This is a genomic window from Candidatus Foliamicus sp. (assembly GCF_965221325.1).
Taxonomy (GTDB): Bacteria; Pseudomonadota; Gammaproteobacteria; order Steroidobacterales; family Foliamicaceae; genus Foliamicus.
In genome coordinates, this window is the sequence record NZ_OZ244880.1 from 620,032 (window position 1) to 638,673 (window position 18,642).

General features: G+C 64.9%; 17 protein-coding genes. 9 read left to right on the forward strand and 8 right to left on the reverse strand.

Annotated features, from left to right (window positions below; genetic code table 11):
* Positions 1–30: 30 nt before the first annotated feature.
* Positions 31–1,683, reverse strand: coding sequence for a DNA primase (dnaG, locus tag ACWCOO_RS02880; protein ID WP_446831467.1), 1,653 nt, complete (start codon positions 1,681–1,683; stop codon positions 31–33).
* A gap of 406 nt (positions 1,684–2,089) precedes the next feature.
* Positions 2,090–2,305, reverse strand: coding sequence for a 30S ribosomal protein S21 (gene rpsU / locus ACWCOO_RS02885; protein ID WP_446831985.1), 216 nt, complete (start codon positions 2,303–2,305; stop codon positions 2,090–2,092).
* Between the two features lie 158 nt (positions 2,306–2,463).
* Here rpsU and ACWCOO_RS02890 point away from each other — a divergent pair, with 158 nt between their 5' ends.
* Genes ACWCOO_RS02890 through ACWCOO_RS02900 form a run of 3 tightly spaced genes read left to right on the forward strand, consistent with a single transcriptional unit; the run spans position 2,464 to position 6,178 of the window.
* A complete protein-coding gene (locus tag ACWCOO_RS02890) occupies positions 2,464–4,347 on the forward strand; it encodes a c-type cytochrome (protein WP_446831468.1) in 1,884 nt (627 codons plus the stop codon).
* A 35-nt stretch (positions 4,348–4,382) separates the two neighbouring features.
* Positions 4,383–5,396, forward strand: coding sequence for a hypothetical protein (locus ACWCOO_RS02895; RefSeq protein WP_446831469.1), 1,014 nt, complete (start codon positions 4,383–4,385; stop codon positions 5,394–5,396).
* Between the two features lie 17 nt (positions 5,397–5,413).
* Positions 5,414–6,178, forward strand: coding sequence for an SDR family oxidoreductase (locus tag ACWCOO_RS02900; RefSeq protein ID WP_446831470.1), 765 nt, complete (start codon positions 5,414–5,416; stop codon positions 6,176–6,178).
* On the opposite strand, the gene ACWCOO_RS02905 is transcribed toward ACWCOO_RS02900, so the two are convergent.
* From ACWCOO_RS02905 to wrbA, 4 genes are all read right to left on the reverse strand, one after another.
* A complete protein-coding gene (locus tag ACWCOO_RS02905) occupies positions 6,179–6,979 on the reverse strand; it encodes a pyrroline-5-carboxylate reductase (protein ID WP_446831471.1) in 801 nt (266 codons plus the stop codon).
* An 11-nt stretch (positions 6,980–6,990) separates the two neighbouring features.
* A complete protein-coding gene (dapE, locus tag ACWCOO_RS02910; RefSeq protein ID WP_446831472.1) occupies positions 6,991–8,142 on the reverse strand; it encodes a succinyl-diaminopimelate desuccinylase in 1,152 nt (383 codons plus the stop codon).
* A complete protein-coding gene (gene dapD / locus ACWCOO_RS02915) occupies positions 8,135–8,947 on the reverse strand; it encodes a 2,3,4,5-tetrahydropyridine-2,6-dicarboxylate N-succinyltransferase (protein ID WP_446831986.1) in 813 nt (270 codons plus the stop codon). Before dapD ends, dapE begins: the two co-directional genes overlap by 8 nt.
* 113 nt (positions 8,948–9,060) lie before the next feature.
* Positions 9,061–9,657, reverse strand: coding sequence for an NAD(P)H:quinone oxidoreductase (gene wrbA / locus ACWCOO_RS02920; protein ID WP_446831473.1), 597 nt, complete (start codon positions 9,655–9,657; stop codon positions 9,061–9,063).
* A 121-nt stretch (positions 9,658–9,778) separates the two neighbouring features.
* Here wrbA and ACWCOO_RS02925 point away from each other — a divergent pair, with 121 nt between their 5' ends.
* Positions 9,779–10,072 (forward strand): acylphosphatase, encoded by a 294-nt coding sequence (locus ACWCOO_RS02925; protein ID WP_446831474.1) that lies wholly within the window; start codon positions 9,779–9,781, stop codon positions 10,070–10,072.
* A 13-nt stretch (positions 10,073–10,085) separates the two neighbouring features.
* On the opposite strand, the gene ACWCOO_RS02930 is transcribed toward ACWCOO_RS02925, so the two are convergent.
* Positions 10,086–11,807, reverse strand: coding sequence for a proline--tRNA ligase (locus ACWCOO_RS02930; RefSeq protein ID WP_446831475.1), 1,722 nt, complete (start codon positions 11,805–11,807; stop codon positions 10,086–10,088).
* Positions 11,808–11,907: 100 nt separating this feature from the next.
* On the opposite strand from ACWCOO_RS02930, the gene ACWCOO_RS02935 reads away from it, so the two are divergent.
* The 4 genes from ACWCOO_RS02935 (at position 11,908) to ACWCOO_RS02950 (ending at position 16,443) form a co-directional block, all read left to right on the forward strand.
* A complete protein-coding gene (locus ACWCOO_RS02935) occupies positions 11,908–12,702 on the forward strand; it encodes a CDP-alcohol phosphatidyltransferase family protein (protein WP_446831476.1) in 795 nt (264 codons plus the stop codon).
* Between the two features lie 29 nt (positions 12,703–12,731).
* Entirely contained in the window at positions 12,732–13,496 is a 765-nt protein-coding gene (locus tag ACWCOO_RS02940; protein ID WP_446831477.1) for a uracil-DNA glycosylase, read from the forward strand.
* The gene (locus ACWCOO_RS02945) at positions 13,493–14,752 is read left to right on the forward strand and encodes an MFS transporter (RefSeq protein ID WP_446831478.1); all 1,260 of its coding nucleotides are present in this window, start codon (positions 13,493–13,495) and stop codon (positions 14,750–14,752) included. Before ACWCOO_RS02940 ends, ACWCOO_RS02945 begins: the two co-directional genes overlap by 4 nt.
* A 128-nt stretch (positions 14,753–14,880) precedes the next feature.
* Positions 14,881–16,443: a DUF945 family protein gene (locus ACWCOO_RS02950; RefSeq protein WP_446831479.1), complete on the forward strand. Its 1,563-nt coding sequence runs from the start codon at positions 14,881–14,883 to the stop codon at positions 16,441–16,443.
* 10 nt (positions 16,444–16,453) lie between these two features.
* Here ACWCOO_RS02950 and ACWCOO_RS02955 read toward each other — a convergent pair whose 3' ends face one another.
* Positions 16,454–17,197 (reverse strand): maleate cis-trans isomerase family protein, encoded by a 744-nt coding sequence (locus ACWCOO_RS02955; protein ID WP_446831480.1) that lies wholly within the window; start codon positions 17,195–17,197, stop codon positions 16,454–16,456.
* An 82-nt stretch (positions 17,198–17,279) separates the two neighbouring features.
* Between ACWCOO_RS02955 and ACWCOO_RS02960 the strand changes: the two genes are divergently transcribed.
* Positions 17,280–18,620 carry an MFS transporter gene (locus ACWCOO_RS02960; protein WP_446831481.1) on the forward strand — a complete coding sequence of 447 codons (1,341 nt, stop codon included), beginning with the start codon at positions 17,280–17,282 and terminating at the stop codon, positions 18,618–18,620.
* The last annotated feature ends 22 nt before the right edge of the window (positions 18,621–18,642 follow it).

Below are 18,642 nucleotides of genomic sequence, written 5' to 3' on the forward strand. Positions count from 1 at the left end.
GCAGAGCGCCGATCATACAGGGCGTCCGGCTCAGGCGGGGGTGCGCGCGGCCATCCGGCGCAGCTTGTTCTCGCGGACCAGCTTCTCGACGCCTTCGCCGAGTTCAACTTGCGCCTGTTGCGGTGTAAGGCCCAGATTCCTGGCTACGAGCTGTGCCACCAGCGCATATTCGGCGCGTTCGCGGTAGCGTTCGAGCAATTTTGCAGCCTTGACCGAGGGCGTGGCGCGCGCGAGTTCGAACAGTTCCTTGAACAGCGCGATGCGCGGCTCCTTGAGCCGCTCGCATTCCGGCAGCGGGCCGCTGGTCGCGGCTAGCTCGGGAAAGTTCAGGATCAAACCGGCCAGGGATTCGCCGAGCGCGTCGAATGGCCCGGTCGCCGCGGCTGGCTTCGGCTGCGCGGCGGTCGGGCGGCGTTGCGGGGTTTCCAGAAGCTGGCGCAGCCGTGTCTCGCCAAGCTGCACCTCCTCGGCCAAGCGCGCCAGGAGCAAGTCGCGGTACACGCCGACAGGCGTAGCGCGCAGCAGTGGCCGAGCCAGTTCGGCCATGCGGGCGCGTCCCTCGGCAGTGGCCGGCTCGCACTGCTGCGCCAGGCTGGAAATCATGAATTCGGATATCGGCGTGGCCTGCTTGAGGATGTCGTGAAACGCAGCCGCACCGCGCGAGCGCACGAAGCTGTCGGGGTCTTCGCCCTCCGGCAGGAACGCGAAACCGAGTTCGCGCCCGCCGCGCATCTCCGGGAGCGTCCGTTCCATCGCGCGCTCGGCGGCCCGTCGGCCCGCGGCGTCACCATCGAAACAGAAAACCACGTGTGGAGAAATGCCGAAAAGCCGCGTCAACTGGCGCGGTGTTACTGCCGTACCCAGCGGCGCTACAGCGCCCGCCACTTCATTCTGGGCCAGCCCGATCACGTCCATGTAGCCTTCCACCAGCACGCATTGCTCGACTTGCCGCCGGGGCATTTCGAATATGCCGTAGAGCTCGCGTCCCTTGTGGAATACCGGGGTTTCGGGGCTGTTCATGTACTTGGGCTGCGCGTCGCCCATTGCGCGGCCGCCGAAGCCGGTCACGCGACCGAGATGGTTGCGGATCGGAAACATGATACGGTCGCGAAAGCGCTCGTATAACTCCCCGGAATCGCCCTTCAGGCACAGTCCGGCCTCAAGCAGGCGGCGCCGGTCGGCGTCGGTTTGTCCGAAACGCGCCAGCAGGCTGCCGCTCCTGGGCGAATAGCCGAGCGCGAAGTCGCGCGCAATGATTCCGCTCAGGCCGCGGCCCTGGAGATATTCCTTGGCCGCCGAGTGGTTCTTGAGCTGCTCCACGTAGTGACGCGCCACGGCATGCAGCAGGTCGTAGAGTCCTTTGCCCGAGGGTCGTGAGGGGCCGCTGCGAGGTACCTCCAGGCCGTAGCGGCCGGCCAGCGCCTCGACGGTCGCGGGGAAATCCAGCCGGTCGTGCTGCATCAGAAAGCCCAGCGCGCTGCCGTGGGCGCCGCAGCCGAAGCAGTGAAAGAAGCCTTTGCTGGGGCTTACCGTGAAGGAAGGCGTCTTTTCCTGGTGAAATGGGCAAAGGCCTTTGTATTCGTTTCCGGCGCGGGTAAGCTTGAGGCGCTCGCTGATGATTTCCACCAGGTCGGCGCGATCCAGCAGATCGTCGATGAACTCGTTTGGAATAGACCCCGCCATGTGCCTGCATATTGCACCATCAGAGCGTCCTGCCCAAGTGGGTTTCGGGGTTCGGGGGGAATTGCTGCTTTGTGCGGTACCTCGGCTCCGCCGTTCCCTCTTTCCGGAACACGCCGGCAAGCACATCCGTGTGGGCTCTCCCTCGCCGTCCCTGGCTCGGGAAGGTTCCGGAAAGAGGTAACGGCGGAGCCTTTAGCTGGTGCGTGTTTTTGAGATGCGCCGGCAAGCGCGTCCTTGTGGGCTCTCCCTCGTCATTCCTGGCTCAGGAAGGTTCCGGAAAGAGGGAACGGCGGAGCCTTTAGCTGGCGCGTGTTTTTGAGATGCGCCGGCAAGCACATCCTTGTGGGATTGCCTTCATCACCCCCGGATGCAACCGGGGGGGAGGGGCCGGCTGGGTTAACGGGCGCTAGTAGAGGCGGCGGCGGCGGTTGGTTTCGCGGCTGGTGCGCTTGGCTTGGCGCTTTACCGCGGCTGCCTTCTGGCGCTTGCGGATCTGAGTCGGCTTCTCGTAGAACTCGCGCCGTCGAACTTCGGCCAAAATGCCGGCCTTTTCGCAGGCACGCTTGAAGCGGCGCAAGGCCGCGTCAAAAACTTCGTTCTCTTTTACCCGTACGGTCGGCAAGGCGCGTTCCTCGTTGCGCGGACGGCGGATTTTAGCGGTTGCCCACCACCTTTGCAATTGCTTGTTGTATCGTTGGCTGCCTGTTGCGGACAAATCAAGCGTCCCGTATCGCGTTTACCCCCAAGAGGGTTGCGCGTTCCTCCTGCGAAGTGATTGAGATGACGGCAAAACCCTGGACTTTGATCCTGATGACGGCGTTGCTGGTGTGTTTTTTCGCCGCTCCAGCGGCGCTGGCCAAGGGCGATCCGGAGCGTGGCCGGCGGCTGGCCCGGGAGTGCTTTGCCTGTCATGGGCAGGACGGCTACAGTCGGTCGCCCATCAATCCCAAGATCGGCGGTCAGCACGAGCGGTATCTATTCCTGTCGCTGAAGGAATACCGCGACGGCGGGCGTGCCCATTCGCTGATGCGCGGGTCGGTGCTCGGACGGACCGATCAGGAATTGGAGGATATTGCCGCCTACTACGCGAGTCAGCCGGGCTATCTGACAGCGGAGGAAATCCGCCAGCGTCTGCAGGCGGGTGTTCCCGCCGACGCCGGCGCGCAGCAGCAGGGCGGTCCGCCACGCCGGGGCGGTCCGCCTGCGGAATCCGGGCGTCCCCGGCAGTTCGACCACAGCGATCACATCGCTCGCTACAACAGCATGCTGGCGCAGGCGCTTGCGGACGCCCGCAAGGCTGCGGCGGCACCGCCTGCTTCCGTTTGCGTGCCCGCAACCGGCGATGAGAGCACCGACAGTGACGGCGACGGCTTGGTGGACGCCTTTGACGCCGCGCCGCATGACGCCGGTGAATTCGTGCGCGACGCCAACAACGACGGATTCTTCGAAATCTGCAATATTCGGCAGTTTCAGGCCATAGGCAACCTCGGAACCCAGCCTGGTTCCGCCACAACGCTCGACCGTGAGGTCCGCATGGCCCGCAACTACCAGTTGGTCCGCGATCTCGATGCTTCGGGCGTGGAAAATTTCGAACCCATAGGCGACTGCGGGCCGGCTGGCAACTGCATGATCAGCCTCGACCGGTACGGCTTTCAGGGCGTGATTGACGGCCAGGGCCACGCAATACGCGGGCTACGCATCTCCAGGCCTGGCGGCAGCGGCATTGGGCTGATTGGAGTGCTGGGCGCGCGGGGCACCGTTCGCAACCTGGCCATCGAGGATGCTGTGGTGATCGGCCGCGGCGGTGTGGGGCTTCTGGTGGGCAGCAATTTCGGCATGGTCTATCGCTGCCGGGCCGAGGGCGAAGTGGCGGGCGAGCTTGCGCTGGGCGTTCTGGTGGGAGGCAGCGGCGGAATGGTGGCGTTCAGCGAATCGGCAGGCAGCGTATCGGGCAGTCAGGCCATCGGTGGTTTGATCGGCGATGTGCGCGGCGGCGTGTATCACAGCCGGTCGAGCGCCCGAGTGTCCGGCAGCCGCGGGCTCGGGGGGCTGGTGGGCCTCAACACGTTCGGGCTGATTCTGGGCAGCTACGCGGACGGGTCGGTGGTGGGCGGCAACGATCTGGGCGGCCTGGTGGGGATGAACACCGACGCCAAGGTGCGCAACAGCTATTCCACCGCGGCCGTGGAGGGGGACGGCAGCAATATCGGCGGCCTGGTGGGGTTCAATTCCCTGAGCGATGTGCGCAACAGTTATGCCGCGGGCGCGGTGTTCGGGGCCGAGGCCGTCGGCGGCCTGGTGGGACGCAACAACGGCAGCATCCGCCGCAGCTATTCGAGTGCGCAGGTGCGCAGTTCGGGGTCATCGGGCGGGATTTCGGGGTTTGCAGTGGACGGCGAAGAAGACAATAATTTCTGGTCGGCGGCCGCCGGCGCCGATGGCGCTTCCATGATTGCAAAGCTGACGGCGGAGCAGAGTGGTTGGAGTCTTGAGCGCGGCGGATACCTGGATCTGATCGATGTCTATTGCGATTCCAACCTCAACGGCTTCATCGACCCCGATGAGCGTCATGCCGGCAACTTGGCGTGGGATTTCGACGCAGCCGGCCAGCCGCCTGCAATCCGCTGCGCTGCAAGCGCCGGCGCAAGTGCGGGAGGCGGGTGATGTCCGCCCCTGAGTACCTCGGAGCGAAAAAACTGATGAATCGCGCAGCTATTTCAGCCGTCGCCCTGGTGTTGGCGGCGAACGTGGCGTTGGCCGCCGACCAACGGGAATCGACATTCCAGCCATTTGTGCGGGGTGATATTTTCGTGGCCGCCACCATCATGGATCATCCAACCGACGACCACATGGGGACCGGCCGCATCCTGCAATACGACGCCCAGCTCAATCTCAAGGGGGTGCTCTACACGGAGGGCACCACGCACAAGATCGGCGGCCTGAATTTCGCCCCCGACGGCACGCTCTGGGCCTTCGCACAGGGGCAGCCGGCCGTGGTGGAAGTAGGCCCCGACGGGGTGCAGAAGCCGATTCGCAGGTTTTCCGAGCGCTCCTTGAGCAGCGTCACTTTTGGCGCCGACGGCAGCCTTTATTTCGGCGAGCACTTGCAGGGTACCAACACCAGCATTCCCACCAATACCACCGTCTTCAACCTGCTGCCGGGGCGCGATTCGATCGGCGACGGCAATATCTTCCGGTTCAGCGCGGACGCCGTGCTGCTCAAGGAGTACCAGAGCAACACACACGGCGGCGTGGCGGGTATCCATGGCGTGACCTCGACCGTGCTCACCGATGACGACGCCCGGATGATCTATATTTCCGAAACCGGCAACCGCGTCATGCAATACGACCTCGCCAACGACCGGCAGCTACCGGACTTGCGGGTATTCGACACCGACGAAGACGTGTTCATGGTCCTTACGCTCATGTCGATGCTGGACGGATCCCTTTTGATCAGCACCGGCAACGGCCTGGTGGTCCTCGATCAGCACAGCGGCGAAACGCTGCGCTATCACGCCATGGGCAGTCCGGGTTGGGCGGCGTCGGGGCCCACGGTTGACGGAGAGGGCATCATTGTGGGCAATTTCTTCACCGGCGAAGTCGTGATCATCGACCGGGCATCCGGGGAAGTCGTGCGCAGCAGCAATATCGGGCAAAGAAACTCGCTGTCGGGTGTGGCGCAATATCCGGGCCAAGCGGCCCGCAACAACTAACGGAGAATCCTCCTACCATGACATTCAAACGCATTAGTCTCGTTATCCTGGCTGTAATCGCCGTGCTTGTGCTGTTGTCGTTCCGCACTACCCAGTATCCCGTTTTCGAAATGACGGCCGACGCGCCTCCGGAAGGCGGTCACCATGTCCTGCTGTTCGGCGGCACCAGGAATACCGGGCTTGAGGTCGCGAAGCTGCTGACCGCGCGCGGCGACCGAGTCACGGCTTTCGTGCGGCCCAGTTCGGACCGCTCCGGGCTGGAGCCGCTGGGCGTGGATTTCGCGGTCGGTGACGCGCTGGACCCGGAAACCGTCCAAGCGGCCTTCGAGGCCGGCGACTACACGGCCGCGATTACCACCGTCGGCTGTTTCAGTTGCGATCCGCGGCCGGACTACCTCGGTAATGCGAATATTTTCGACGCCGCGGCCGCGGCCGGCGTCGAACGAATGCTGCTCGTCACTACCATAGGCGCCGGCGACAGCTTCGACGCCGCGCCCTGGATGGCGCGCCTGTTCCTGCGCGAGATCTTGCCTCTCAAGACGCAGGCTGAAGAACACCTCGTGGCCAGCGGCCTCGAATACACGATTATCCGCCCCGGAGCGCTGCGCTCGGAGGCTCCCACGGGCACGGGCTACTTGAGCGAGAGCCGCGACGCGGAAGGCATGATCAACCGCAGCGACCTGGCCGGCTTGATCGTCGAGGCGCTCGACGATAGCGCCACCGCAGGAAAGGTGCTCGCCGCGGTCGATTCCGGCCTGTCCTATCCCTGGGACATGTTCTGATCAGTTCGTCTGGAGCGTATCCTGCAACGTGGCGCGGCCTTGCATGCGGGCCTGGATGAGGTCGAGTCCCGCGCGCACGCGGTCGTAAAAACCGGAGGCCAGTAATTCGCGGCGCAACTGTTCGTTGATGCCGGCGCGGGTGGCATGTTCGGCCGCCAATTCGGCGAATCCTTCACCGGCTGGCTGGGTAGATTTTTCGGCGATAGCGGCAAACAACGATCCCGTGTAGGCATCCGCCTGAGCGGCCTCGACGCCCTGCGCGCGCAACCAGGCCGAAACCGCCTGCAGCAATTCGAAATAGGGCGCCATCAGCGCTGAAACCGAAAAGAAGGCATCAAGCTGCGTCTCGTCGCTGACCTGCAGCAGAGTCCCGATGGGGTCGAAGAGTTTCGCTAGCTGGTTATCCGGCGGACACATCGCTATCGGTCCCTTGCGCCGCGCCACCGGCGGCACGGGCGCGATCCTTGCCACGAGTTGCGCAGGCTGAGTGTGCCGCCGGATATCTGCCGAGTCCAGCGTTGCGATAAAGCTCGCTACCCGCTGCTCCGGGCGGAACGCAAGCGCCGCCAGCACGGCTTCGGCGACCTGCGGCCGCACGGCAAGGAACACCAACTCCGTGCGGTCCACCACCTGCTGGTTATCGGCGGCCACCTCCACGGCGGCATAGCGCTCGCTCAAGCGCTGCGAGCGCTCGCGGTTCCTTGGCGAGACCAGAATCGAGAGTCCCGGCGCGCCGGCCTCGCAAAGCCCGGTCACGACCGCCTCGGCAATCGCGCCCGTGCCGATGAACCCTAGTTTCATAACCACTCGGGCTAGGCCCGTGCCGGCAGCAGGCGTTCCATGATGCGCGAATAGACGCGCTTCAAGCCGGTCACATCGCTGGCGCGAACCCGTTCATTGACCTGGTGGATGGTGCGATTGATTACGCCGAATTCCACCACGTCGGCGCCGTGCAGGGCGATGAAACGCCCGTCGGAAGTGCCACCGCCGGTGGACAATTCCGGGTCGATACCGCATTCGTCGCGGGCGATTTCGCGCGCGGTTTCGACCAGCGGGCCGCGCGCCGTCAGGAACGGCTCGCCGGCGGGCCGCCACTCGATTTCATACTTGATGTCATGGCGGCTGAGCCGCTCCTTCACCCAGGCCTTGATTTCCTCGCTCTTCCACTGGTTGGTGAAGCGGAAGTTGAAGCGCGTTACCAGCTTGCCGGGAAACACGTTGGTGGCGCCCGCGTCGGCATGCACTTTCACCACCTGGAAGCCGGTGGGCGGGAAGTGCTCGTTGCCGTCATCCAGCGGCGTGCTGTAAAGGTCGGCCAGCACCGGTGCGAAACTCTGGATCGGATTGCGCGCCAGCGCAGGATAGGCCACATGCCCCTGCTCTCCGTGCACGGTCATGGTGGCGCTGAGCGAACCGCGCCGTCCGACCCGCAAGGTGTCTCCGAGGCGTTCCGAACAGGAAGGTTCGCCCACCACGCACCAGTCGATGGTCTCATTACGGGCGCTGAGCGTGTCCATCACGCGGCGTGTTCCGTCGATGGCCGGACCTTCCTCGTCGCTGGTAATCAGGAACGCCAGAGAGCCCTCATGGTCGGGACGCGCGTTGGCGAAATCGATCCCGGCGCGCACCATCGCCGCGATGCCGGACTTCATGTCGGCGGCGCCGCGTCCCTTGAGCCAGCCATCGCTGAGCTGGGGTTCGAAAGGATCATGCTCCCAAGCGTCGAGCGGACCGGGAGGCACAACATCCGTGTGGCCGGCAAAACACAGCACCGGCGAATCGCCGCCGTGCCGCGCCCACAAGTTGGACACCTTGCCGAAGGGCATGTGCTCCACGCTGAAGCCGGCGGCCTCCAGCAACTCGCCGATGAGCTCCTGGCAGCCGCTGTCCGCCGGCGTGACCGACGGCCGGCGCATCAGTTCCAGCGCCAGCTCCAGAGTTTGCGATGCGGGCGTATCAGTCATCGCGCAACAGTTCGTTCAGAGAGGTCCGCCGGCGGGTACGTTCGTCCACCTGCTTCACGATCACGGCGCAGTAGAGCTGCGCGCGGCTCTTGCCATCGGGCAGGCTGCCCGGCACCACCACCGAGCCGGCGGGTACGCGGCCATAAAGAACCTCATCGCGTGCCCGGTCGTAGATGCGCGTGCTCTGGCCGATATAGACGCCCATGGCGATTACCGCGCCGCGCTCCACGATCACGCCCTCCACAATCTCCGAGCGGGCGCCGATGAAGCATTCGTCCTCGATGATTGTCGGCGTGGCCTGCGTCGGCTCCAGCACGCCGCCGATTCCGGCGCCGCCGGAAATATGCACGTTCTTGCCGATCTGCGCGCAACTTCCCACGGTGGCCCAGGTGTCGATCAAGGTGCCGCTGTCCACGTAAGCGCCGATATTGACGTAGCTGGGCATAAGCACCACGCCGGACGCAATATAGGCGCCCCGCCGCGCCAGTGCATGAGGCACGACACGCACACCGGAGGCGCGAACGCTTCCTTTCTCGAACTTCAGCGGCACCTTGTCGAAAAAGTGCGCGTACCCGCCATCCAACTCCCGGCTGGGCGTGACCGCAAAGTACAGGAGAACGGCTTTCTTCAGCCATGCATTGACCTGCCAGCCGTTACTTGCCGGCTCCGCCACGCGCGCGCCGCCGCTGTCGAGCAGGGTGATGACCTGCTCCAGCGCCTCGCGCAGTTCCGCCGTCGCACTGCTTGGCGACAATTCGCCGCGCTGTTCGTAGGCGGCTTCGATGGTGTTGCGCAGGTCCTGCACGTCAAACTCTCCGGGGTTGCCGCGCGCCGCCACCCCGGCGGCCGCCGCGCAATTATCGCATCCGGACGGGTCTTTCTGCCGCGCGTTCCGGGGTTCTGGCCGGAGCTTTTGCGCTACGTATCCAGCGCTTGCGCGAGTCGGGCCAGGCGTTTTCCGAGCGCTTCGGCGAGGTTCTTTTCCTCCGCGGTCAGACCGTCATCGCTTGCGCGCTCGACGTGTGATGCTCCGTACGGCGAGCCGCCGGAAAGGGTCTTTCGCAGGTCCGGCTCGGTGTAGGGAATGCCTGCCAGCACCATGCCGTGGTGCAGCAGCGGCACCGCCAGAGACAGCAGCGTGGCTTCCTGCCCGCCGTGCATGCTGTTGGAGGACGTGAACACCGCCGCCGGCTTGTTTGTCAGCAGGCCCGACAGCCACTCGGCCGCCAGACCGTCGAGGAAATGCTGGATCGGCGCGCTTGGGCAGCCGAAGCGCGTGGGGCTGCCGAGCGCCAGGCCTGCGCAATCGCGGATATCCTGATTGGTCACATAGGGTGCGCCGGCGTCCGGCACGGCCGGCATTTTCTCGCCGGATTGCGCCGCCACCGGGGGAGCGGTGCGCAGCACGGCCTCGCAGCCTGGCGTCATTTCAATGCCGCGCCCTATGGCGCGCGCCAAGGCTTCGGTAGCGCCTTTCACCGAGTAATAGACCACCAGGATATTCATTCTGGGCATGATTCTATCCACGAACGGCTCGCTGATCCGCACCCGTGGATGGGCGTGCGCCCGGGTGTGTCTCCGGTCTTACGAATCCAAGCGGGTCCATGCCCGGGTTGCGCTCGCCGCCGCCAGTAGAATGCCCAAGATGGGTTCGGAAATCTGCCGCCGCTACATCGTGTCCGGGCGCGTGCAAGGCGTCTTCTTCCGCGCCAGCACGGCCAGCGTGGCCCACCGGCTCGGGGTGCGCGGACGCGCCTCCAACGAACCCGATGGCACGGTAAAGGTTCTGGCCCTCGGGCCGCAGGCGGCAGTGGAGGAACTGGGCGCGTGGCTGCGCCAAGGTCCGCCTTCAGCGCAGGTGACCGAAGTTCAGGTAAGCGAAGAACGGCCGCAGGACTGGCGGCAGTTGTCCGACTTTCGAACCGGCTGATCGGCGCCGGCAGTTACGGACCATTCCCGCGGCGGGCGCGCTCGACCAGAAACTCCGCGGCTTCGTCGGCGTTCACGTGCTCGGGGGTATCCGAGCGGCGGTGCTTGTATTCCAGTGTGCCCTGCTTCAATCCGCGCGCGCTGACCACCACCCGGTGCGGAATGCCGATCAGGTCGGCGTCCGCCAGCTTCACGCCGGGTCTGGCGTCGCGGTCGTCGAACAGCACGTCCACGCCTTGGGAGGTCAATTCCGCATACAGGCGCTCGGCGGTTGCGGCCACGGTCTGGTCGCCAGCGAAATTCAGCGCCACCAGAGTCACGCTGAAGGGCGCCATTGCTTCCGGCCAGATAATCCCCCGCTCGTCGTGATTCTGTTCGATGGCCGCCGCTACCGTGCGCGTGATCCCCAGGCCGTAGCAGCCCATTTGCATGTGCTGCTCGGCGCCGTTCTCGTCGAGAACCACGGCGTTCATGGCCCGGCTGTACTTGTCACCCAACTGAAAGATGTGGCCGACTTCGATGCCGCGGGCAATCTTGAGCGTTCCGCCGCCGCCCGGACTGAGGTCGCCTTCCACCGCGTTGCGCAAGTCCACGGCCTCAGGCTCGGGTAGGTCGCGGCCCCAGTTCGCGTCCACGTAATGCTTGTCGCGCCGGTTGGCGCCGCACACGAAATTGGCGCGGTGGGCCGCCGCGTGGTCCACGTAGGTCTTGGCGCGCAAGCCCACGGGGCCCAGGAAACCGGGGGGACAACTCGCCGCCTGGGCTACTTCCTGCGCATTGGCCAGCGTCAGCGGCTTGGCCACGCCCGGCAGCGCCACCGCCTTGAGTTCGTTGACCTCGTGATCGCCGCACAGCACCAGCGCCACCACGCCGCCTTCATCGCTTTTCACCAGCAAAGTCTTCAGGCAGTCTCTGAGCGGACGCTTCAGGTGCTTCGCCACCTGGCTGATGGTGCGCATGCCCGGCGTGTGCGTCTCGGTCATGCTGCCCCTCGGCGCTTCCCGGTCTCCGGCCGGCGGCAAGGCTGGCGCCAGCTCCAGGTTGGCCGCGAAATCGTCTCCGTCGCACCAGGCGATGAGGTCTTCCCCGGAATCTGCCAGCACGTGGAATTCCTGCGAACGCGAGCCGCCGATTTCTCCGGAATCCGCCTGCACCACGCGGTACGTCAACTCCAGCCGCTCGAATACGCGGCGATAGGCTTCGCGGTAGCTGGCGTACGTCTCGCTCAGGGATTCCTCGCCCAGGTGGAAGGAATAGGCATCCTTCATGATGAATTCGCGCGCCCGCATCACCCCGAAACGCGGCCGGATCTCGTCGCGGAACTTGGTTTGCAACTGGAAGAAGCTGACAGGCAATTGCCGGTAGCTCCTGAGCTCGCGGCGCGCGATGTCGGTGATTACTTCCTCGTGAGTGGGCCCGAAGCAGTATTCCCGCTCGCCGCGGTCGCGCATTTTCAGCAGCAGGTCGCCGTAGTCGGCCCAGCGCCCGCTTTCGCGCCACAACTCGGCCGGATGAACGGCCGGCATCAGCACTTCCTGCGCTCCGATGCGCTCCATTTCTTCGCGGGTAACGCGCTCCACAATGCGCGCCACGCGCCAGCCCAGCGGCATCCAGGTGAACAAGCCCGCAGCCAGCCGGCGCACCATGCCGGCGCGCAGCATCAGCCGGTGGCTGGCGATTTCCGCTTCCGCCGGGGTCTCCCTAAGGGTGGATATGGGCAGCTTGGAAAGGCGCATCTTCGAGTGAGGGATTGGCGGCGCCCATTGTAGGGGAAGTCGCTCCAGCGTGCTTGTTTCCATCTCCCTCGCCGCCCAGGCTTGTGGCAGACTTGCCCGCGTGGAGGCAAATCAAACGAAGTTTGTCAGGAATCGGGAAGCGATCCGCAAGCGCGGGATCTACCTTTTCCCCAACCTGCTCACCAGCGGCGCGCTGTTCGCTGGCTTCTACGCGATTGTGGCCGGGGCCGACGGTGCCTTCGCGCGGGCCGCGGTTTCGCTGTATGTGGCGATGATCCTCGACGCTCTCGATGGACGGGTGGCGCGGTTGACTGGCACCGAAACCGAATTCGGCCGGCAATACGATTCGCTCTCCGATGTGGTCGCTTTCGGCTTGGGCCCGGCGGTGGTGGTTTACCAGTGGGGTCTCAAGAACATGGGCGCTTACGGCTGGGTCTGGGACAAGGCCGGCTGGCTGCTCGCATTCCTGTTCGCAGTCGGTACAGCCTTGCGCCTGGCGCGTTTTACGGCTCGCGGTTCGGCGGAAAGCAAGAGCTACTTCGAGGGCCTGCCATGTCCGGCGGCCGCGGGGTTCCTGGCGGGTTTCGTCTGGCTGGCGGCCGATTCCGGCTGGATGGGTCTCCCGGTGCTGGCGCTGGCCGGATTCGTGACTCTGCTTGCCGCCACGTTGATGTGCATGCGCATCGCCTATCCCAGCTTCAAGCATTTCGCCATGAACCGGCGCCTGCGGTTTACGCAGATGGCGGCAATTCCGGTGTGCTTTGCGCTGATAGCGCTGAACGCGCCGCTGATGCTGTTTACGCTGTTCGGCGTTTACGTAAGCTTGGGGCCCGGCCTGCTGCTTTGGCGCGTGCTGCGGAAAAGCCGCCGTGTGCTGCGCAAAGCCGCGGACTGAGAGGCCCGCAATGCAAAGTTCGGTGCCGTATGCGGCTTAGTTCCGCGCAGCGTGAGCTGCTCGACATGATGGGCGCGCGCCTCTGGATTGCGCCCACGCCAGCGGATCAAGATCAGGACCAGCCCGAGAGGCGGCCTGCACCCGCTGTGGCGCAATCGGTAAGGGCTGCGTCCGCGCCAGAACCGCCGACGGCGAAGTCTGAGCCCAGCGCGTTGCCCGCTGAACTGGAGGAGCTGCGCAGTCAGGTTGCGGGCTGCACAGCCTGCGCGCTGCATGCCGGGCGCCGGCAAACGGTGTTCGGCGTGGGCAACCCGAGTGCGGACTGGATGTTTGTGGGCGAGGGACCCGGGGAAGAGGAGGATCGGCGCGGCGAACCGTTCGTGGGGCGGGCCGGCAAGTTGCTGGACAACATGCTGCGTGCCATGCAACTTGACCGCGCCACGGTGTATATCGCCAACATCGTCAAGTGCCGTCCGCCCGGCAATCGCAATCCCGGCCCGGAGGAAGCGGCGGCCTGCCTGCCCTACCTGCATCGCCAGATCGCAATGATCAAGCCCCGCCTGATCGTGGCCTTGGGCGCCGTGGCGGCCCAGCGCCTGCTGGAAACCAGCCAGCCGGTGGGGCAGTTGCGCGGACGATTGCATAGAGCGGAGACCGTGCCTTGTCCGGTGCTGGTGACCTATCATCCCGCCTATCTGCTGCGGTCGCCCGGACAGAAGCGCAAGGCTTGGGACGACCTCCAGTTGGCGATGCGCGAGATGGAGGCCATGCGACAGGACCAGGGCAGCGCTTGAAGTTCGTAGCGCGCTTGCGTTCCGCCAGCCTCCCGGGCGAGGCCTGGCGCTGGGCCCTCTACGACTGGGCCAACTCGGCGTTCGCGCTGATCGTGATGACGTCCTTCGTGCCGCTGCTGCTGCGCGAACACTGGTCGGGCGACGCAGGCTCCACCGAGATTACTTTCCTGTGGGGCGCGGCGAACAGCGCCGCCGCGCTGCTGCTCGCGGTCGCCGCGCCGGTACTGGGCGCTCTCGCGGACCAGGGCGGCGGCCGCCGGCGGATGCTGATGATGTGTCTTGTCCCTGGCGCCGTCTGCACGATGCTGCTATTTCTGCCCGGCAGCGGCAACTGGTTGTGGGGCTTGTCGCTATTCGTGATGGCCTGGCTCGGCTACTCCGCGGCTAACGTGTTCTACGACGCGCTGCTGCTCGAGGTTGCGGCGCCGAAACAATACGACCTGGTGTCCGCGCTGGGTTTCTCGCTTGGCTATATCGGCAGCGCCATGCTGTTTACCTTGTGCGCGATTGCGGTGGTGGACCCGGGGCGCTTTGGCATGGCTTCGGCGGTGCAGGTCATGCAACTGAGCATGCTCGCGGTGGGCGCGTGGTGGCTGCTGTTTTCCGTTCCGCTGCTGCGCAGCGGCAAGCGTGCGGCGCAGGCCGGCCGCCGCATGCGCCTCGGTGCGGCATGGCGGCAGCTCTGGAGCACTTTGCGCGAGGCGCGGCGGCACAAGCAATTGTGGCTGTTTCTGCTGGCCTATTTCCTGTATATCGATGGCGTCCACACGATCATCAAGATGGCGGTGGACTTCGGCGCCGCGATCAACCTGCCGCCCTCCGATCTGGTGCTGGCCATTCTGGTGACCAACTACCTGGGCTTTCCGGCCACGTTGGCTTTCGGTTTGGCCGGCCGGCGTTTCGGGCCGCGGCGCTGCATCTACGTGGCGCTGGCGATCTATTGCCTGGTTACCTTTTTCGCCAGCATGGCCAGCCAGGCTTGGCATTTCTACTTGCTGGCGGCAATGATCGGTCTCGCCCAAGGGGGCGTGCAAAGTTTGAGCCGCTCATTGTTCGCGCGCCTGGCGCCGCCGGAAAAGGCAGCCGAGATGTTTGGTTTCTACAACATGTTCGGCCGCTTTGCGGCGATCCTGGGCCCGGTACTGACCGGCTACGCCGCGCTGTTCTTGGACAGTCAGCGACTCGGCATATTGGCGCTGTTGGCGCTGCTGGTGGCGGGCTTCGCCGTGCTCACTCGCGTGCAGGGGGTGCGCTAACGGCGCCGCGGACGCGCTGGCCGAACGTCGAAATTGCGGCAAAAGGACGGCAATTTCGGCTGGCCGTTCGGGTACGGCAGGCTTAGAGTTACTATGTTTGGCCAGCTTGACCTGCAGGGGAGGCTCGCATGAAGAAAGGAGTGATCGCAGTTGCGGTTATTGTCCTGGTTGGCGCCGGCGTGGCGCTGCCGGCCGGTTATTTCGGCCAAGTCGCCGAGAACACGATCAGGAGCCGAATGGCCAACATGCCTTACGGTTACGCGATGGAGGTGGTGGACTATCAGCGCGGCTGGTTTTCCTCAACAGCGCGGCTCGAATGGCAGCCGCTGGGACATCTGTCGCTGCCGTTCAATGCGGAGCGGGATGTGCCCACCGCAGGGGATGCAGCCGACTCTTCGGGATTGCTTATGGCATACGTTTCCGGGCCATTGAACGTTGATATCGAAATCGCCCATGGCCCCGTGTTCTTCGCCGTGACACCGGGCGTGGGGCTTTTCAGTGCCCACGGCCGCGTGTTCGGCCCGGGCGCGGGTAGTGGGGAGGACGCGGAATCGCCCCCGGGATCCGGCAATCACCTGGATATTTTCCTGAGTTCGTTTTCCGGTCGCACAGTGCATAATCGAGTCGAATTCAATCAACTCAACTGGACTCTAGGCCCTGTGATGATGCACTTGGCTGACGGAAGGGGGGAGGGTGAGTGGAGCGGACCCGGCAAGTTTCAGTTGGAACGCGCGTCCTTGCGCAACATGGAGCTGCGCAGCGGATTCGGCCCCGCAGTGGTTCGTGTGTCCCTGAGCGAACTGGAAGCCAGCGCCGAGTATCCGCAAGGCTTGCAAAGCGGGGCGGTTCTGGCCGCGTCCGAGGGCAACCTCTCCATGGGCGAATTCCGCTTGGTGGGTGCCGATGGCAAAACGCTGGTGGAAATGACAGGGTTGAATTCACAGAACAGCGTATCGCAGGGTGACGATGGCCTTTATTTCGACTCTGGCCAGGCGGGGATGGACTCCCTGGAAATGATGGGGCGCGCATTCGGGCCGGTGGAAGTGACCTATCGCAGCGGTGGGTACGGCGAGGCGGCGGTGGCCAAGCTGCTCGACGCCATGGGCCCTGAAATCTTCGCCGGGCCTGCGGACGCGCCTCCGCTGGTGGCGCTGCCTCCGCCGCCGGCGCAGCCTCAACCGGGGCTCAGCCCGCCTGCCATGGGTGTTCTTCCACTGCTGTCCGCCGATATGCGCGAAGCGCTGAGCGCCTTCCTGGCCGATGGCCCCTACGCCGAAATCGCAGCTACTCTGACCTATGCGGACGAGCCCGCCGTCAAGCTGGACATGCGCCAGGCCATCGAACCGGATCGCGTTCCCGCCGGCATGGACCGGGCAAGCCTGCCGGCGATACTCGCCTCGCTGGACTACACGCTGGACATCGAGATTACCAGGAAGGCGGCGGAAGAAGTGCTTGGTCAGTTCATGCTGCAGATGGGCGCGGCGCAAGGACTTCTGACGCAAGGCGAAACGGGGTATGGCTTGAGTATGGCGTTCCGAAACGGTCAGCTTGAAATGAACGGGCGCGCGATACCCCTGCCCTTGCCCCCGCAATCGGGACCGCCGCCGCCCTTCGAAGGCGCTCCACAATCGCCGTTCGAGAATACGCCGCCATCGCCGTTCGAGCAGGAAACGCTTCCGTCGCCGGACTGAACTCCCCGCGCTAGTGCTGCTCCAGCAGGCTGCCGTGGCCGAATATGCGGTCCTGGATGCCGCAGCGGCGCAGCGCGTCCCAGTAGGTTACCGCGTTGATGGCCAGTACCGGCTTGCCCAGCCAGCGTTCGGCGTCTGCGCAAATGTCCATGGCCGGCAGGTTGGTGCCCACCTGCACGATGGCTTCGGCGTCATTGCCGTCCAGCGCGCGCAGCGCCGCGCGCATCTGAGCGCTCGTCGCGTGGGCAATCTCGATTGGTGAAGGACACTTGAGGCCGATCAGCCGCAGCACGTCGAAGCCCGCCTCGACAAAGTAGTTGCGCACCTGCTCGTCGCCGCGCGGCATGTGCGGCGTGAGCACGGCGATCTTCTCGATCCCGAAGGCTTGGAGCGCGGCGGTCGTGGCCGTGGAACCCATGGACACGCCCACGCCCGCACGCTGGGCAAGGCTGTCCTGGAGTTGCGCCGCCTGCTCCACGCCGCCCCAGAACGCCTCCAGGGCCACGCCCATGATTACGTGGTCCACCTGCGCCGAGACCACGCGGCCGATGGCGTCGCCCATGCCGTCGCGCATTGCCTGCACGTGCTCGAGAAAGTCTTTCTCGGTGGTGATCTTGCGCTGGCGGATACTGACCCGGCCAGTGTGGTTGGTCACGCCGGGCGGGCGCAGCAACTCGCATTCGGGCTGCACCGTGGTGTTGGTGGACGGCACTGCGATGCCGATGCGCAAGCGATGGCCGTGGTAGTCGGTCATAGGGAGCTCCAGGGGCGGGTAAGCGTGCGGAGATTGCCTGCGGGGATTGTAATTCCCGCCGAAATCGTCGACTATCGGCCCTATGCCCAATGCAAATCATTCCCAGGGCGGGGTGTATCGGGTGCTTGGACTCATCCCGCTGCGCCTGGAGGAAGGGGTGCGCAACCGCCACGTGAACGCGCTCTACTTCGGCGCTTTCTTCTCCATCGGCCTGCTCACCTTCATCAACGTGCAGCAGGGTTACTTGTTCACCAACCTCGGCATTCCCGAGAGCGAATGGGGTGGACTGGCCGGAAATCTCGTTCTGCTCAACGAAATCGTTGTGCTGGCGACCGTCTACTTGCTGGGGACGCTCTCCGACCGGGTCGGCCGACGGGTGGTTTACGCGCTGGGCTTCAGCATGGTGGGCATCTGTTACGTGCTTTATCCGCTGTCCACCAGCGCCGAGCACCTGTTTCTGTCACGCCCGCTGTTCGCTTGCGGCGCCGCTTGCATATCCGCCATGCTGGCCTCGGTCATCAACGATTACCCCGACGAGAAGTCGCGCAGCAGATTTCAGGCGGTGGCCTTCATACTGAACGGGATCGGCATCAGCGTGGTCAATGGACTGGCCGGCCGGCTCATCGACGGCTACAAGGGCCTCGGGCTGGATTCGATCATGGTCGGGCGCTTCACCTTCTGGACCGCGGCGGCGGTCTGCCTGGTGGTGGCTGTGGTGTTGGCCATTTTTCTCAAGCCGGGGGCGCCCGCCCAAGTCACCAAGCGGGAGGGCGTGTTCGAAACCGCCGGCGTTGCGTTCCGCGCAGCGCGCAATCCCAGGGTGGCCCTCGCCTATATCGGCGCATTGGTTTCGCGTGGCGACCTGGCGGTGGTGAGCGTGTTCTACGCTCTTTGGCTGCGTCAGGTCGGCATGGAGCAGGGACTTTCCAGCGAGGAAGCGCAGGGTCGCGCAATCCTGTTCTATATCGTGGCCCAGGCATTTGCGGTGCCCTGGGCGGCCATCATGGCGCCCATACTTGACCGGATCGACCGCGTGGCGGGCATAGCGATCGCCATGTTTCTGGCCGCCTGCGGCTATCTTTCGCTACCGTTCTTCCCCGATCCCATCAGCAACTGGATGTTTCTGGGCGCAGCGCTGATCGGCATGGGCGAGATGTGCGCGCAGCTTTCGGCCATCGCGCTGATAGGCAAGGAAGCGCCGACGCGCGGCCGGGGCGCGGTGATCGGTTTGTTCAGCTTTTTCGGGGCCGTAGGGATCATGGGCTCCGGGTTCTTCGGCGGCTGGCTGTTCGACAACTGGGCGCGTTACGGTCCGTTCGTGATGGTCGGCATAGGCAACGTGATAGTGTTCACGCTGGCCTTGCTGCTATTGCGCCGCGAAGCTGCCCGCCGCAAGGCGGAAGCTGCGGCTCAAGCAAGTTAAGCGCACATTTCAGGGGGAGTGA